Raw genomic sequence first — 15241 nt, 5'->3', positions numbered from 1 at the left:
CCTGTCGGACCTGTCGGTCACGACTGCGGAACGGGGTGCGCGCGCAAGGTCGAAGCGCACCCCGTTCGCGGCAGAATGCTCGGACCGGATCCCGCCTGACACGGCACCGGCCGGGTCCGGGCACTGTGTACAGCAGGGGCGCTATGCGCGTAGAGCCGCGGCCCCTTTCCTGAGGAGAGTGCGCCATCGACGCGTCCAGCAGCCCTCCGCCCACCGCTTCCCCGACCGTCGCGGTGGAGCTCGCGGGCATCACCAAACGATTCCCCGGAGTCGTCGCCAACCACGACATCCACCTGACGGTCCGCAAGGGCACCGTGCACGCCCTCGTCGGGGAGAACGGCGCCGGCAAGTCGACCCTGATGAAGATCCTGTACGGCATGCAGAAGCCGGACGAGGGCACCATCGCGGTCGACGGCGAGCAGGTCGCCTTCCACAGCCCCGCCGACGCCATCGCGCGCGGCATCGGCATGGTCCACCAGCACTTCATGCTGGCCGACAACCTGACGGTGCTGGAGAACGTCGTGCTGGGCAGCGAGAAGCTGCACGGCATCGGCGGCGCGGCCCGCAGGAAGATCGAGGAGATCTCCGACCGCTACGGCCTCGGGGTGCGCCCCGACGCCCTGGTGGAGAACCTCGGCGTGGCCGACCGCCAGCGCGTGGAGATCCTCAAGGTCCTCTACCGCGGCGCCCGCACCCTCATCCTCGACGAGCCCACCGCCGTGCTCGTCCCGCAGGAGGTGGACGCGCTCTTCGCCAACCTGCGCGAGCTGAAGTCCGAGGGCCTGTCCGTCATCTTCATCTCCCACAAGCTCGGCGAGGTCCTCGCGGTCGCCGACGACATCACCGTCATACGCCGCGGTACGACGGTCGGCACCGCCGTGCCCTCCGAGACCACCCCGCGCCAGCTGGCCGAGCTGATGGTCGGCAGCGAGCTGCCCACCCCGGAGACCGCCGAGTCCACCGTCACCGACCGGCCCGTCCTCACCGTCGACAAGCTGCGCCTGGAGGCGGAGGGCGGCCGGGCCGTCCTGGACGACATCAGCTTCACCATCCACGCCGGCGAGGTCCTGGGCCTGGCGGGCGTCGAGGGCAACGGCCAGACCGAGCTGATCGAGGCGCTCATCGGCCTCAAGCCCGCCGACTCCGGCACCATCACCCTTCAGGACCAGGACATCACCCCCTGGCCCACCCGCAAGCGCCGCGAGTCCGGCATCGGCTACATCCCCGAGGACCGCCACCGCCACGGCCTGCTCCTGGAATCCCCGCTGTGGGAGAACCGCATCCTCGGGCACGTCACCGAACGCCCCAACGCCAAGGGCTTCTGGCTCGACCCCAAGGGCGCGCAGGCCGACACCCGCCGGATCGTCGAGGAGTACGACGTCCGCACCCCCGGCATCGACGTCACGGCCGCCTCCCTGTCCGGCGGCAACCAGCAGAAGCTGATCGTCGGCCGGGAGATGAGCCACCACCCGAAGTTCCTGATCGCCGCGCACCCCACCCGCGGTGTGGACGTCGGCGCGCAGGCGCAGATCTGGGACCAGATCCGCGCGGCCCGCCGCGAGGGCCTGGCCGTGCTGCTGATCTCCGCCGACCTGGACGAGCTGATCGGCCTGTCCGACACCCTGCGGGTGATCTACAACGGCCGGCTGGTCGCCGACGCCGACCCGGCCACCATCACCCCCGAGGAACTGGGTTCGGCCATGACGGGTGCCGCCTCCGGCCACCTGGACCACCCACCGACCGACACCGACGAGGCGCACGCCGCTCCGGAGGGCGAGGCCCGATGAAGAAGTTCGACAAGGAGCGGGTGCTCCTGGCCGTGGCCGGCCCGGTCATCGCGCTCGTCGCGGCGATCGTGCTGACCTCGATCGTGCTGATCGCCTCGGGCAAGAGCCCGATCGAGCCGTACACGCTGATGCTGCAGCAGGCCGGCTACTCCGACGTCCAGGTGCTGATCCTCAACCAGGCGTCGATGTACTACCTGGCCGCGCTCGCGGTCGCCATCGGCTTCCGGATGAACCTGTTCAACATCGGTGTCGACGGCCAGTACCGGCTCGCAGCGGTCATCACCGCCGTCGTCGGCGCCCACCTCGCCCTGCCGTCGTTCCTGCAGATCCCGGTGCTGCTGCTGGTCGGCATGCTCACCGGCGCGCTGTGGTCCGGCATCGCGGGCGTCCTGAAGGTCACCCGGGGCGTGAGCGAGGTCGTCGCCACGATCATGCTCAACTCCATCGCCACCGCCCTCATCGGCTACCTGACCCTGTCCAGCGTGTGGGGCGTGCAGGTCGGCAACAACATGACCACCGGCACCATGAAGAAGTCCGGCTGGTTCCCCGGCATCGACCTGGGCGCGGAGGTCGGCGAGATCTACGGCCTGGTCTTCCTCGCCGTCGCCATGGGCGTCGTCTACTGGATCGTCCTCAACCGCACCCGCTTCGGCTTCGACCTGCGCGCCACCGGCGAGTCCGAGACCGCCGCCGCGGCCTCCGGCGTCGACGCCAAGAAGATGGTGCTCACCGCGATGCTGATCTCCGGCGCCGTCGCGGGCCTGTCCGGTCTGCCGCTGCTGCTCGGCGACGCCCACACCTACAGCCTCAGCTTCCCCACCGGCCTCGGCTTCACCGGCATCACCATCGCCCTGCTGGGCCGCAACAACCCGGTCGGCATCGCCTTCGCCGCGCTGCTGATCGCCTTCCTCGACAAGGCCTCTCCCGCCCTCGACTACGCCACCCCGGTGGCGTACGAGAAGGAGATCGCCACCATCATGCAGGGCCTGATCGTCTTCGCGGTCGTCATCTCCTACGAGGCCGTACGCCAGTGGGGCCTGCGCCGCCAGCAGAAGCGGGTCGGCGCCGAACTCGCCGCCGCGGCCGCCGCCCTGAACAACTCCGAGAAGAAGGAGGTGGCGGCCCGATGACCACCGCGACCATCGCCAAGCCGCAGGCGAAGCAGTCCGGCCGGGGCGGCCGCCGGTTCTCCCTGCCGGTGCTCCTGCTGATCATCGCGGGCGTCCTCGTCCTGACCTCGGTCGTCCGCCTGATCACCGGCGCGAACGAGATCACCTCCACCGGGCAGATGTCCACCGCGCTGCGCCTGGCCGTACCCATCGGCCTGGCGGGCCTGGGCGGCCTGTGGGCCGAGCGGGCCGGTGTGGTCAACATCGGCCTGGAAGGCATGATGATCCTCGGCACCTGGTTCGGCGCCTGGGCCGGCTACCAGTGGGGGCCGTGGACCGGCGTGCTGTTCGGGATCGTCGGCGGCTGCATCGGCGCGATCCTGCACGCCGTCGCCACCGTGACGTTCAACGTCAACCACATCGTCTCCGGTGTGGCCATCAACATCCTGGCGCTGGGCACCACCCGCTACCTGTCGAAGTTCACCTTCGAGGACGCCCCGCAGGGCTCCTCCAAGCAGTCCCCGCCGATCGACTCGCTGGGCTCCTTCTCCGTGCCCGGCCTGTCGGACGCGCTGCAGACGCTCAACGACAAGCACTGGTTCCTGGTGTCCGACCTCGCCGGCCTGCTCGGCGGCCTGTTCACCAACCTCTCGCCGCTGACCGTCGTCGCCGTCGCCCTGGTCCCGGCCTCCTGGTGGGTGCTGTGGCGCACCGCGTTCGGGCTGCGGCTGCGCTCCTGCGGCGAGAACCCGGTGGCCGCCGAGTCCCTCGGCGTCAACGTCTACAAGTACAAGTACCTGGCCGTGATCATCTCCGGCGGCTTCGCCGGGCTGGGCGGCGCGTTCCTGTCCATCGTGGCCTCCAACGTCTACCTCGACGGGCAGACCGCCGGGCGCGGCTACATCGGCCTCGCCGCGATGATCTTCGGCAACTGGATGCCGGGCGGCCTCGCGCTGGGCGCCGGCCTGTTCGGTTACACCGACAGCCTGAACCTGCGCGGCGGCACCACCAATGTCCACGCGCTGATCCTGCTGCTGGCGATCCTGCTGGTGTTCGGTGTGGCGTACCTGGCCTGGCGCAAGCGGTTCGTCCCGGCGGTGATCACCGCCGTGGTCTCGGCGCTGATGTTCGCCTGGTACGCGGGCACCGACGACGTACCCAAGCAGGTCGTGACCGCGACCCCGTACATCGTCACCCTGCTGGTGCTGTCGCTGTCCGCGCAGCACCTGCGGATGCCGAAGGCGGACGGCCTGCCGTACCGGAAGGGACAGGGCAAGTGACTTCGACGCCGCCGACGGTCGACTGGACGGCACTGCGCGAGGAGGCCCGCGCGGCGATGCGCCGCGCCTACGCCCCCTACTCCGGCTACCCGGTCGGCGTCGCAGCCCTGGTCGACGACGGACGCGTCGTCACCGGGTGCAACGTCGAGAACGCCTCCTACGGCGTGGGCCTGTGCGCCGAGTGCGGGCTCGTCTCCCAGCTGCAGAACAGCGGTGGCGGCCGGCTGACCCACTTCACCTGCGTGGACGGCAACGGCGAGATCCTCGTGCCGTGCGGCAGGTGCCGGCAGCTGCTGTACGAGTTCGGCGGGCCGGATCTGCTGCTGGAGACCCCGGCGGGCATCCTCCCGCTGTCCGAGATGCTGCCGCAGGCCTTCGGGCCGGACCATCTCAGCAAGTAACGAACGCGGCCCCTCCGACCCGCCCTTCGCGGCCCGGAGGGGCCGCCCCCTTCGCACTCCCGGAAGGAAGCGAACCCCATGGCCATGGACGCCATCTCCGTCATCCGCACCAAGCGGGACCGCGGCGAACTCAGCGACGAGCAGATCGACTGGGTGATCGACGCGTACACCCGCGGGGAGGTCGCCGACGAGCAGATGTCCGCGCTGGCCATGGCCATCCTGCTCAACGGCATGAACCGCCGCGAGATCGCCCGCTGGACCGCCGCGATGATCGCCTCCGGCGAGCGCATGGACTTCTCCTCCCTCGCCCGCCCCACGGCCGACAAGCACTCCACGGGCGGCGTCGGCGACAAGATCACCCTGCCGCTGGCCCCGCTGGTCGCCGCGTGCGGCGCGGCCGTCCCGCAGCTGTCCGGCCGGGGCCTGGGCCACACCGGCGGCACCCTCGACAAGCTGGAGTCCATCCCCGGCTGGCGCGCGCTGCTGTCCAACGAGGAGATGCTGAACGTCCTGGACGGCGTCGGCGCGGTCATCTGCGCGGCCGGCGACGGCCTGGCCCCCGCCGACAAGAAGCTCTACGCGCTGCGCGACGTGACCGGCACGGTCGAGGCCATCCCGTTGATCGCCTCCTCCATCATGTCCAAGAAGATCGCGGAGGGCACGGGCTCGCTGGTGCTGGACGTGAAGGTCGGCTCGGGCGCCTTCATGAAGACGATCGAGGACGCGCGCGAGCTGGCGCGGACGATGGTGGGCCTCGGCACGGACTCCGGCGTGAAGACGGTCGCCCTGCTCACCGACATGTCCACCCCGCTGGGCCTGACCGCGGGCAACGCCCTGGAGGTCCGCGAGTCGGTGGAGGTCCTGGCGGGCGGCGGCCCGGCCGACGTGGTCGAACTGACCCTCGCCCTGGCCCGCGAGATGCTGGACGCCGCCGGCCTGAAGGACGCCGACCCGGCCAAGGCCCTGGCCGACGGCTCCGCGATGGACGTCTGGCGCCGCATGATCACCGCCCAGGGCGGCGACCCGGACGCCCCGCTGCCCACCTCGCGCGAACAGCACGTCGTCACCGCCCCCTCCTCCGGCGTCCTGACCCGCCTGGACGCCTACGACATCGGCGTCGCCGCCTGGCGCCTGGGCGCGGGCCGCGCCCGCAAGGAGGACCCGGTGCAGGCCGCGGCGGGCGTCGAACTCCACGCCAAGCCGGGCGACACGGTGACGGCCGGCCGGCCCCTGCTGACCCTCCACACCGACACCCCGGAGCGCTTCGAGTACGCCCTCCAGGCGGTCGAGGGCGCGTACGACATCGCGGCACCCGGCACGGACTTCACCGCCTCGCCGGTGGTGCTGGAGCGCATCGCCTGACCTGCGGTTTCCTCATAAGGGTGAACGGGATCGGTGGACCTGCACCGGTCCCGTTCCATGCTGGGATCGGTGACGCACCGATAGGAGAACCGCCATCAGCGCACTCACCGTGGGCCACGATCCCGAGCAGAGCCGGCACGAGCTCGTCCGGTTCTGGGAGGAGATGGAATGGCCTGAGGGCAGCAAGGTGGAGATCATCGAGGGGATCATCACCGTCTCACCTGCTCCCGCAGCCCGTCACAACGTGATCGCGGCCCGCATCCAGCGTCGCCTCTACTCCGTGATCCCCGAAGACTGGGAGATCTTCCAGACCTTGGCCATCGCAGTGCCCTCGCGCCTGGGCATGCTCATCCCGGACCTCGTGGTGGCTCCGCTGTCCGAGTGCGCGGAAGCGGACACGCACATCCCGGCCGCTCTCGCGGAACTCGTCGTCGAGGTCACGTCCAAGTCCCACGCACGCCACGACCGGATCAGCAAACCGGCGGCCTACGCCGCCGCAGGCATCCCCCTGTATCTGCTCGTCGACCGCTGGGCCCCCGATGGTCCCACCGTGACGCTCTACGGAGAGCCGAGGGGGGACGTCTACCGGCCCTTGACCACAGCCAAGTTCGGTGAGCCCGTCAAACTCCCGGCCCCCTTCGGCCGCGTGCTCGACAGCGGCGACTTCCCCGTCGACTGACGTCCCCTCACCCCAGAAGTGCCGCGACCGCCACCAGCACCGGCACGGACAGCACCGTGGACAGCAGGATCGACTCCTGCGCCAGCGACTCGCCCACCCCGTAGCGGCTTGCGTAGGTGTACAGGTTCTGCGCGGCGGGCAGCGCCGAGGTCACCACCACGTCCAGCAGGGGGGCGCCGCGCAGCCCGAAGACGCCCGCCGCCAGCGCCCACGCGGCCACCGGCTGGCCCACCGACTTCAGCGCCACCGACAGCCGGACCAGATGGGCGTCCCGCCCCCGGCCGGGGGCCGCGCTGCCGCGCAGGGAGATGCCGAAGGCGAGCAGGACGGCCGGGACGGACATGTTGCCGATCAGGGTGAGGGGTTCGCGCACCGGGCCGGGCAGGCGCAGGCCGGCCGCGGAGACCAGGACGCCGCTCAGCGCGCCCACGGCGATCGGGTTGCGCAGGGGTGTGAGCAGCCGCTGCCACAGGGGTCTTTTGTCACCCGCGCCGGTGAGATCGAGGACGGTCAGCGCGACGGGTGTGACGACGATCTGCTGGAACAGCAGCACCGGAGCCACCAGGGAGGCGTCCCCGAGGACGTACGAGGCGATCGGGATGCCGAGGTTGCCGGCGTTGACGTAACTGGAGCACAGCGCGCCGATCGTCGTGCGGCCCACCCCCCAGCGGCGTACGGCGCCGACCGCGACGAAGACGCCCGCCGCCACCGCCGTGCTGACGGCCGTCACCAGCAGCCGGGTGGAGAAGACCACCGACAGGTCGGCGCGGGCGAGCGTGGTGAACAGCAGCGCCGGAGTGGCCACATGGAACGCCAGCCGGGTCAGCACCTCCCGCCCCTGCTCCCCGAGCGAGCCGCGCCGGCCGATCCCGTACCCGACCGCGATGACGACGGCGATCACCGCGAACCCGCTCAACACGCCCTGCACATGCCAACCCTGGTCGGCGGGGCGCCGATGGTCAATGTGATCTCTGCGGCGCCGGTCCGATGAGTTCGGCGCGGCGCGCCGGTCTACCGTGCGTGGATGCCGTGACACCGCCCGTACTCGTGCTGCCCGGCCCCGTCAGCCGGGGCGAGGTGGCGGGGCTGTGCGCCCGGGTGCGGGCGTTGCTGGCGGACGGTGCGGGCGGCGCGGACCGGGTGGTCGTCTGCGAGGCCGGCGGCCTCGGGCCGCCGGGGCTGGGAACGGTCGAGCTGCTGGCGCGGCTTCAGCTGACCGCCCGCCGCGCGGGCGGGCGGATCCGGCTGCGGGACCCCGACCCGGCGCTACTGGCCCTGCTCGATCTGGTCGGGCTCTCCTTCCAGGTGGAGGGGCAGTCCGAACAGCGGGAACCAGCGCTGGGTGTCGAGGAAGCAGTGCAGCCCGGCGATCCGGCCCCCTGAGATCTCCAGCACCTGCACGGCCCAGGGTGTGAAGCCGCCCTTGTCCGGGTCCGGCTTGTACTGGGCGAACCCGGGCAGCCCGTTGGCCCGCACCGGAACCAGGCGGGAGTGCGCGCAGGAGGCGCCGATGGTGGACATGAAGCCGGTGACGTCCGCCGCGCCGGTGAGCCACAGGTCGAACGGCGGCATCGTCATGATCGCGTCCTCGTGCAGCAGCGCGGTCAGCGCCGCCATGTCGTACCCCTCGAACGCCTGCACATAGCGCTCCAGCAGCTTTTGCTGCTCCTCGTCCAGCGGGTCCGACACCGCCGCCCGCTCGCCCCGGTCCTCGCGCTCGGCGAGGGTCGCGCGGGCCCGTTGCAGCGCGCTGTTGACCGAGGCGACCGTCGTGCCCAGCAGCTCGGCGACCTCGCTCGCCTTCCAGGCCAGCACCTCCCGCAGGATCAGCACCGCCCGCTGCTTGGGCGGCAGCTGCTGCAGCGCCGCCATGAACGCCAGCCGCACCGACTCCTTGGCGACGGCCGCCTCCGCCGGGTCCTGGACCGCCGGCAGGATCCGGCCGTCCGGCATCGGCTCCAGCCAGGTGTGGTCCGGGCGGGGGGTGAGGGCCGCCCGGGCCAGCGGCGTCGACTCGGTCAGATCCATCGGCCGGGCCCGCTTGCTGCCCGCCGACAGCATGTCCAGGCAGACGTTCGTCGCGATCCGGTACAGCCAGGAGCGCAGGCTGGAGCGGCCCTCGAACTTCTCGTGGCTGCGCCAGGCCCGCACCAGGGTGTCCTGCACCGCGTCCTCCGCCTCGAAGGACGAGCCGAGCATGCGGTAGCAGTAGCCCGTCAGCTCGACGCGGTACTTCTCCAGCTGCGCGTCCAGGTCCTTCGTCGCCGTACCGTCGACCATCGTCGTCCACCCACCCCTGCGGCCGTTCCCGTCCGGGCGCCTCATCGCGCCCGGCACTTTCGGAAGCTACCGCAGCCCACTGACACTCGCCCCCGAAGCGGGAGAATCAGCAGGTGGAAGCGGGGGCGCGACAGCGGGAGCGAGAGGGCGTCAGGCGGTCGCCGGATCCCGGTGCCGGGCCGCCGCCTTCGCCGCCCGCGTCCCCAGCAGCGTGATCGCCACGACGCCGAGCATCGCCAGCAGGCCCACGCCGACCGTGCCCGGCCAGCCCTGCGCGTGGAAGGCGGTCGCGCCGACCGTGCTGCCGACGCTGGAGCCGATGTAGTACGCCGACTGGTACAGCGCGGAGGCCTGCGCGCGGCCGTGGGTGGCGGTCTTGCTGACCGCCGAGGAGGCGACCGCGTGCCCGGCGAAGAAGCCCGCGGTGATCAGCACCAGGCCCAGCAGGACGAGCACCACCGAGTTCAGCAGCGACACCAGCAGGCCCGCCGCGGTCGTCGCGCCCGCCAGGTACAGGGCACCCCTGCGGCCCAGCCGACCGACCCGGCGGCCCGCCGTGGACGCCGACACCGTGCCCACCAGGTACACCAGGAAGATCGACCCGATGATGCCCTGGGGCAGCGAGAAGGGCGCCTCGGTCAGGCGGTAGCCGATCACGGTGTAGACGCCGCCGAACACCGTCATGAACAGCGCGCCGATCGCGTACAGGCGGCGCAGCAGCGGGTCGGCCAGGTGGTCGCGGACCGTGCCCAGCAGCACCCGCGGGCGGAGCGAGCCGGCCCGGAAGTGCCGCGGCGCCGGCAGCAGCACGCGGAACGCCACCGCGCAGCCCACCGCGCCCACGCCGATCACGCCGACGGCGACCCGCCAGCCCCACTCCTGGGCGACCCAGCCGGTGATGACCCGGCCGCTCATGCCGCCCACGCTGTTGCCCGCCACGAACAGGCCGATGGCCGTGACCAGCGCCTTGGGGCTGACCTCCTCCGCCAGGTACGCCTGCGCGGAGGCCGGCAGGCCCGCCAGGGCCGCGCCCTGCAGCGCCCGCAGCACCACCAGCACGCCCAGCGAGGGCGCGAAGGGCACCAGCAGGCCGACGCTCACCGCGACCGCCAGGGACGCCGTCATGACCGCACGCCGGCCGAAACGTTCCGACAGGGCGCTCATCGGCAGGACGAAGACGGCCAGACCGCCGGTGGCCGCCGCCACCGTCCAGCTCGCGTCGCCCGCCGCCACGTGGAACTCCCCGGAGATCAGCGGCAGCAGCGCCTGCGTGGAGTACAGCAGCGCGAAGGTGGCGACACCGGCGAGGAACAGCGCGAGGCTCATCCGGCGGTAGCCGGGGCCGCCCGGGGTCATCCGGGAGCCGGCGGACGAGGCGGCGCGGCCGGTGTCGGCGGTGCCGGCGGTGGCGTCCGCGGTCGTGTCGGGAGTGGCGTCGGCGGCGGTGTCGGGGGTCGCGTCGGCGGCGGGGACGGCGGGTGCGGCGCCCACGGTGGTGGACGCCCCGGTATCGGCGGGATTCATGTCTCGACGGTAAGGAGGCCGTCACTGATCCGTCCAATGCATGGACTGGCCATAATCGTTCCCATGGTGCATCAGCAGAGGTCACGAGGTCGGCTGTCACCGTCCGGTGACACACAAGACATCGAACGGAACGGCGGCGAAACCGACGGTGAGGACATCACCCGCCTGCTCGCGCCCCGCCTCGCCCACTTCGCCGGCGTCGCCCGCACCGAGCGCGTCACCCGCGCCGCGCAGGAGATGGGCGTGCCCCAGTCCCCCCTCTCCCGCGCCCTGGTCCGCCTGGAACAGGACCTCGGCGTCGCCCTGTTCGCCCGCCGGGGCCGCACCGTCTCCCTCACCCCCGCCGGCCGCACCTTCCTCGGCTCCGTCGAACGCGCCCTCGCCGAGATCGAGCGCGCCGCCGAGGAGGTGCGCGCGGACGCCGACCCGGCCACCGGCAAGGTCGCCTTCGGCTTCCTGCACACCATGGGCGCCGAGACGGTGCCCAACCTGCTGCACGCCTTCCGCGACGATCACCCCCGCATCCGCTTCAGCCTGGTGCAGGACCACGGCGGAGCCATGCTGGAGCGGCTGCGCGCCGGCGAGCTGGACCTGTGCCTGACCTCGCCCGTGCCGGACGCCCCGGACCTGGTGGCCCGCCGCCTGGACGAGCAGAAGCTGCGCCTGGTGGTGCCCGCCGGCCACCGGCTGGCCGGCCGCCGCCGCATCCGGCTGGCGGAGGCCGCCGAGGAGTCCTTCGTGACCCTGGAACCCGGCTACGGCATGCGCCGCATCACCGACGCCCTGTGCCGCGAGGCCGGCTTCACCCCGCGCATCGCCTTCGAGGGGGAGGAGACGGAGACCCTGCGCGGCCTGGTCGCCGCCGGGCTCGGTGTCGCCCTGCTGCCGCCGCCCGCCGTGCCCCGCCCGGGGGTGGCCGAACTGACGGTCACGGCCCCGCGCGCGGTGCGCGAGATCGGCGTCGCCTGGCCGGCGGGCGGGCCGGAGACACCCCCGGTGGCGGCGTTCAAGAAGTTCCTGCTCTCCCGCCGGGGCCGCCTGCTGCCCCAGCCGTGACCGTACGGCGCCGCCGCCCCGGCTGTGACCGTGCGGTGCTGCTGCCCCAGCCGTGACCGTACGGCGCTGCTGTCCCGGCTGTGACCGTACGGCGCTGCCGCCCCGGCCGGACCGTGCGGCACCCGGCCCGTGCCCGCCGGACCGCCGCTCCCGGCCGCCGCCCCCGGCAGTGACGTCCCGGGGAGCGCCCGGCGCCCGGATCAGCGCCGCCGTAACGACCTGCCGAACCCCGCCGCCAGCGGCATCCGCAGCCCGAGCGGCGGCGGTGCCGCCAGCGCGTCGCGCACCGGCCGGGAGAAGTCGTGCCCGAACAGCGCGCCCATCACGAAGTCCACGGCCAGCGAGGTGACCTCGTCGCGGTACTGGCGCAGCCCGTGCCCGTCGGTGTGCACCTCGAACCGGCACACGTCCCGGTTGGCCTTCTTCGCCCGGGCCGCGAACCGGAACGACAGCTCGGGATCGGTGCGTTGGTCGTTCGTGCCGTGCACGATCAGCACCTGCCGGCCGACGAGCTGCTTCACCGGTTCGGGGGAGGCGGCGACGTCGTCCTCGGGCAGCCAGGGGGCGATCGCCACCACCGAGTTGACGGCCTCGTGCCCGCCGGCGTGCAGGGCCGCCCGGCCGCCCATGCCGAGCCCCGCCAGGCACACGGGCACGTCCCCGTAGCGCCGTACGGCCTCCTCCACCGCCCAGGCGGCGTCCTGCGCCGGATGCGCCTGGCTGCCGTTCCAGCCGCGGTAGCGGTAGTGCACCACGTGCGTGGCCAGGCCCTCGGCGCGGCCGGCGCGGGCCAGCCGGCGGCCGAGCGTGCCCAGGGAAGCGGCCGCCCGCAGCGCGGACGGCCTGCGGGCGGAGACCTCCTGGCCGCCGGGGAGCAACAGCACCGCTCCGCTCACCGCCGCCGGCCGCGGGCCGACCGTCCTCCCCAGCCGGGCCGTGCGACCCGGCGTCGCTTGCTGCGCCATGACAGAACAGTGTCAGAAGCGACGGTGTACGCCACCCGTCCGTGCGGTCACCGTTACATATCGACGGCCGTGTACACCGGGCGCCGGCCGCCCGCGCGGGCGTAGAGTGCGCCGATGACGAGCCAGACCGTCCCCCCGGGAATCCCTAGCTCCGATCAGATCCGCAGGGCGCCCAAGGTCCTGCTGCACGACCACCTCGACGGCGGGCTCCGCCCGGCCACCGTGGTCGACCTCGCCCGCGAGAGCGGCTACACCCAGCTGCCCGACACCGACCCCGAAAAACTCGGCCTGTGGTTCCGCGAGGCCGCCGACTCCGGCTCGCTGGAGCGGTACCTGGAGACCTTCTCCCACACCGTCGGCGTGATGCAGACCCGGCAGGCGCTCGTGCGGGTCGCCCGCGAGTGCGCCCAGGACCTCGCCGCGGACGGCGTCGTCTACGCCGAGGTGCGCTACGCCCCCGAGCAGCACCTGGAGGGCGGGCTGAGCCTCCAGGAGGTCGTCGAGGCCGTCAATGAGGGCTTCCGTGAAGGCGAGCGGCTCGCCCTCGCCGAGGGGCACCGCATCCGGATCGGCGCGCTGCTCACCGCGATGCGGCACGCCGCCCGCTCCCTGGAGATCGCCGAACTGGCCAACGCCTACCGCGACGCGGGCGTCGTCGGCTTCGACATCGCGGGCGCCGAGGCCGGCTACCCGCCCACCCGGCACCTGGACGCCTTCGAGTACCTCAAGCGGGAGAACAACCACTTCACCATCCACGCCGGCGAGGCGTTCGGCCTGCCGTCCATCTGGCAGGCGTTGCAGTGGTGCGGCGCCGACCGGCTCGGGCACGGGGTGCGGATCATCGACGACATCCGCGTCCGCGAGGACGGCACGGTCGAGCTGGGGCGGCTGGCCTCCTACGTCCGCGACAAGCGCATCCCGCTGGAGCTGTGCCCCAGCTCCAACCTCCAGACCGGCGCGGCCCCCTCCTACGCCGAGCACCCCATCGGGCTGCTGCGGCGGCTGCACTTCCGCGCCACCGTCAACACGGACAACCGGCTGATGTCCCACACCAGCATGAGCCGGGAATTCGAGCACCTGGTCGAGGCATTCGGCTACACCCTCGACGACATGCAGTGGTTCACCGTCAATGGAATGAAGTCGGCCTTCATTCCTTTTGATGAACGGCTGGCGATGATCAATGACGTGATCAAGCCCGGATACGCGGCCCTGAAATCCGAATGGCTGTTCCGGCAGACCGCCTCGACCAGCCCTTCCGCGCCACCGGAGGGCTGAACGGGGGAATGCGGACGCGGGCGGGCTTCACCACCCGTCCGCAATTCGATGTTTGCGGTCGGCGGCGGGCCGTGTTTACGGTCATGGACCGCTCATTTCCCCGCTCTCCATTCCAAGGACGCGTTTCATGAAGCAGTCTGCCGCCAAGACCCTCGGTGTCGCCGCCCTCGGTGCCGCCTTCGCCGCCGCCGGCGCGGGCGCCGCGAACGCCGCTCCGGCCCTCCCGGACGCCGGCAAGACCCTGGGCACCGTCGGCGCCGTCGGCCAGGTGCTCCCCGCCCAGAACGTCGCCAAGGCCCTGCCGGGCGCCGCCCCGGCGCTGGCCCAGGCCACGCCCACGGTCGAGACGGGCCTCGGCGCCGTCCAGGCGGCCAAGCCGGTGGGCGGACTGCTCGGCGGACTGCCCGTGCAGAGCCTGCCCACCCAGGGCCTGTCGCTCGACGGCCTTCCGGTGAGCGGCCTGCCCGTGCGCTGACCCCTCGACGCCCTCCCCGCACGCCGCCGGGGCGCACCCCTTGGTCTGAAGGGTGCGCCCCGGCGGCGTTCGCGTGCGGTGCGGCGGAGGGCCGGCGGCCCGGCGGTGTCCGTGCGCGGTGCGCGGCGGGCCGCGGGGCCGGGGCGGTGGCCGCCCTCTGTCGCTACCAGGCCGTGCGGGCGGCCTTGTCCTCCGAGGGCAGCAGGATCCACAGCGCCAGGTAGAGCAGGAACTGCGGGCCCGGCAGCAGGCAGGACAGCAGGAAGATCACCCGCATCGTCGTCGCGGAGGTGTGGAAGCGCCGGGCCAGCGCGGCGCACACGCCACCGATCACACGGCCATGGCTGGGGCGGGCAAGGGCGGTCATCTGGGCCTCCGTGGGCTGTCGTGCGGGACCTCCCCGTCGGGCCCCGTCCGTCTTCCACGTTACGGAGACGAAGGGGGCGCAGCGTCGCTCCACGGGGCGATCCCGACCCTGGGAATCGTCGGGGTACGCCCCTGAGCCGCGTCCTGGCGGGGCACGGCGAACCCGCCGCGGCGCTCGGCCCTGCGGCGGAGCCGGGAGCGGGCCGCCGGCACCACCACGAGGTGGGCGAGGGCCACACCCACGGTGTTCAGCAGCAGCGTGTCGACGTCCACGACCCGGCCGGGCACCCCGGTCTGCAGCAGGGCGATGCCCAGCGACACCAGGGCGCCCGCCGCGACCGTACGGGCCAGGGAGGCGACCGGGGAGACCTGCAGCCGGCCGTGCGCCAGCGGCAGCAGCACGCCCAGCGGGGCCAGCAGGCCCAGCCCCTCGGCCAGCGGCCGGACCGCGCCGGGCCAGCCCAGTTCCAGGTCGGCGCGGACGGTGGCCAGCGGGCGCAGATTGGGCGGCGCCACCCACAGCACGTCCAGGGGGCGCAGCATCAGCCAGGCGACCAGCGCCACGTGGATGACGAGGAGGCCGCCTCCCGTCGCACGGAGGCGGAGGGCGGCCCTGCCGCCGAGAGAGCCTTGACGCTGCACGCCCCCCAAGACGCCTCCCCCGGCTCGTTCGGTTCCGCCC

General features: G+C 72.7%; 16 protein-coding genes. 10 read left to right on the top strand and 6 right to left on the bottom strand.

Going from position 1 to position 15241, the window contains the following annotated elements; translation table 11 throughout:
• Nucleotides 1-233 precede the first annotated feature (233 nt).
• The 6 genes from GV126_RS15055 to GV126_RS15030 all read left to right on the top strand — a co-directional run bounded on the left by GV126_RS15055 (nucleotide 234) and on the right by GV126_RS15030 (nucleotide 6618).
• Entirely contained in the window at nucleotides 234-1787 is a 1554-nt protein-coding gene (locus GV126_RS15055; RefSeq protein ID WP_185946779.1) for an ABC transporter ATP-binding protein, read from the top strand.
• Nucleotides 1784-2917 carry an ABC transporter permease gene (locus GV126_RS15050; protein ID WP_159666704.1) on the top strand — a complete coding sequence of 378 codons (1134 nt, stop codon included), beginning with the start codon at nucleotides 1784-1786 and terminating at the stop codon, nucleotides 2915-2917. The genes GV126_RS15055 and GV126_RS15050 overlap by 4 nt, the downstream gene beginning before the upstream one ends.
• A complete protein-coding gene (locus GV126_RS15045; protein ID WP_159666701.1) occupies nucleotides 2914-4176 on the top strand; it encodes an ABC transporter permease in 1263 nt (420 codons plus the stop codon). The genes GV126_RS15050 and GV126_RS15045 overlap by 4 nt, the downstream gene beginning before the upstream one ends.
• On the top strand, nucleotides 4173-4577 hold the full coding sequence (locus GV126_RS15040; protein ID WP_159666698.1) for a cytidine deaminase: 405 nt from the start codon (nucleotides 4173-4175) through the stop codon (nucleotides 4575-4577). Before GV126_RS15045 ends, GV126_RS15040 begins: the two co-directional genes overlap by 4 nt.
• A 78-nt stretch (nucleotides 4578-4655) precedes the next feature.
• Nucleotides 4656-5939, top strand: a complete 1284-nt coding sequence (locus GV126_RS15035) for a thymidine phosphorylase (protein WP_159666696.1) — start codon at nucleotides 4656-4658, stop codon at nucleotides 5937-5939.
• Nucleotides 5940-6033: 94 nt separating this feature from the next.
• Nucleotides 6034-6618, top strand: coding sequence for a Uma2 family endonuclease (locus tag GV126_RS15030; protein WP_159673718.1), 585 nt, complete (start codon nucleotides 6034-6036; stop codon nucleotides 6616-6618).
• A gap of 7 nt (nucleotides 6619-6625) precedes the next feature.
• On the opposite strand, the gene GV126_RS15025 is transcribed toward GV126_RS15030, so the two are convergent.
• Nucleotides 6626-7546, bottom strand: coding sequence for an AEC family transporter (locus GV126_RS15025; RefSeq protein ID WP_159666694.1), 921 nt, complete (start codon nucleotides 7544-7546; stop codon nucleotides 6626-6628).
• 59 nt (nucleotides 7547-7605) lie between these two features.
• On the opposite strand from GV126_RS15025, the gene GV126_RS15020 reads away from it, so the two are divergent.
• A complete protein-coding gene (locus tag GV126_RS15020) occupies nucleotides 7606-8001 on the top strand; it encodes an STAS domain-containing protein (RefSeq protein WP_159666691.1) in 396 nt (131 codons plus the stop codon).
• Here GV126_RS15020 and GV126_RS15015 read toward each other — a convergent pair.
• Both GV126_RS15015 and GV126_RS15010 read right to left on the bottom strand, forming a co-directional pair.
• Nucleotides 7885-8898 carry a sigma-70 family RNA polymerase sigma factor gene (locus tag GV126_RS15015; protein ID WP_159666689.1) on the bottom strand — a complete coding sequence of 338 codons (1014 nt, stop codon included), beginning with the start codon at nucleotides 8896-8898 and terminating at the stop codon, nucleotides 7885-7887. The two genes, GV126_RS15020 and GV126_RS15015, sit on opposite strands and share 117 nt — an antisense overlap.
• Before the next feature lie 150 nt (nucleotides 8899-9048).
• Nucleotides 9049-10422, bottom strand: coding sequence for an MFS transporter (locus GV126_RS15010; RefSeq protein ID WP_201299844.1), 1374 nt, complete (start codon nucleotides 10420-10422; stop codon nucleotides 9049-9051).
• A 63-nt stretch (nucleotides 10423-10485) separates the two neighbouring features.
• On the opposite strand from GV126_RS15010, the gene GV126_RS15005 reads away from it, so the two are divergent.
• Nucleotides 10486-11478, top strand: coding sequence for a LysR family transcriptional regulator (locus tag GV126_RS15005; RefSeq protein WP_159666687.1), 993 nt, complete (start codon nucleotides 10486-10488; stop codon nucleotides 11476-11478).
• 200 nt (nucleotides 11479-11678) lie between these two features.
• Here GV126_RS15005 and GV126_RS15000 read toward each other — a convergent pair whose 3' ends face one another.
• Nucleotides 11679-12443 carry a prolyl oligopeptidase family serine peptidase gene (locus GV126_RS15000; protein ID WP_159666684.1) on the bottom strand — a complete coding sequence of 255 codons (765 nt, stop codon included), beginning with the start codon at nucleotides 12441-12443 and terminating at the stop codon, nucleotides 11679-11681.
• A gap of 114 nt (nucleotides 12444-12557) precedes the next feature.
• Between GV126_RS15000 and GV126_RS14995 the strand changes: the two genes are divergently transcribed.
• Nucleotides 12558-13718: an adenosine deaminase gene (locus GV126_RS14995; protein WP_159666681.1), complete on the top strand. Its 1161-nt coding sequence runs from the start codon at nucleotides 12558-12560 to the stop codon at nucleotides 13716-13718.
• A gap of 127 nt (nucleotides 13719-13845) precedes the next feature.
• Complete coding sequence (locus GV126_RS14990; protein ID WP_159666678.1) at nucleotides 13846-14193, top strand: ATP-binding protein; 348 nt, start codon at nucleotides 13846-13848, stop codon at nucleotides 14191-14193.
• 163 nt (nucleotides 14194-14356) lie between these two features.
• Here the strand turns inward: GV126_RS14990 and GV126_RS14985 are convergent, their stop codons facing one another.
• Both GV126_RS14985 and GV126_RS14980 read right to left on the bottom strand, forming a co-directional pair.
• Nucleotides 14357-14560 (bottom strand): PspC domain-containing protein, encoded by a 204-nt coding sequence (locus GV126_RS14985; protein WP_159666675.1) that lies wholly within the window; start codon nucleotides 14558-14560, stop codon nucleotides 14357-14359.
• 59 nt (nucleotides 14561-14619) lie between these two features.
• Nucleotides 14620-15201 carry a VanZ family protein gene (locus tag GV126_RS14980; RefSeq protein ID WP_159666672.1) on the bottom strand — a complete coding sequence of 194 codons (582 nt, stop codon included), beginning with the start codon at nucleotides 15199-15201 and terminating at the stop codon, nucleotides 14620-14622.
• Nucleotides 15202-15241 lie beyond the last annotated feature (40 nt).

The sequence above is a fragment of the Streptomyces mexicanus genome (assembly GCF_902506575.1).
GTDB classification, from domain to species: domain Bacteria; phylum Actinomycetota; class Actinomycetes; order Streptomycetales; family Streptomycetaceae; genus Streptomyces; species Streptomyces mexicanus.
The sequence above is the reverse complement of the archived record's forward strand: the minus strand, read 5'-3'. Positions and strand labels throughout refer to the sequence as shown.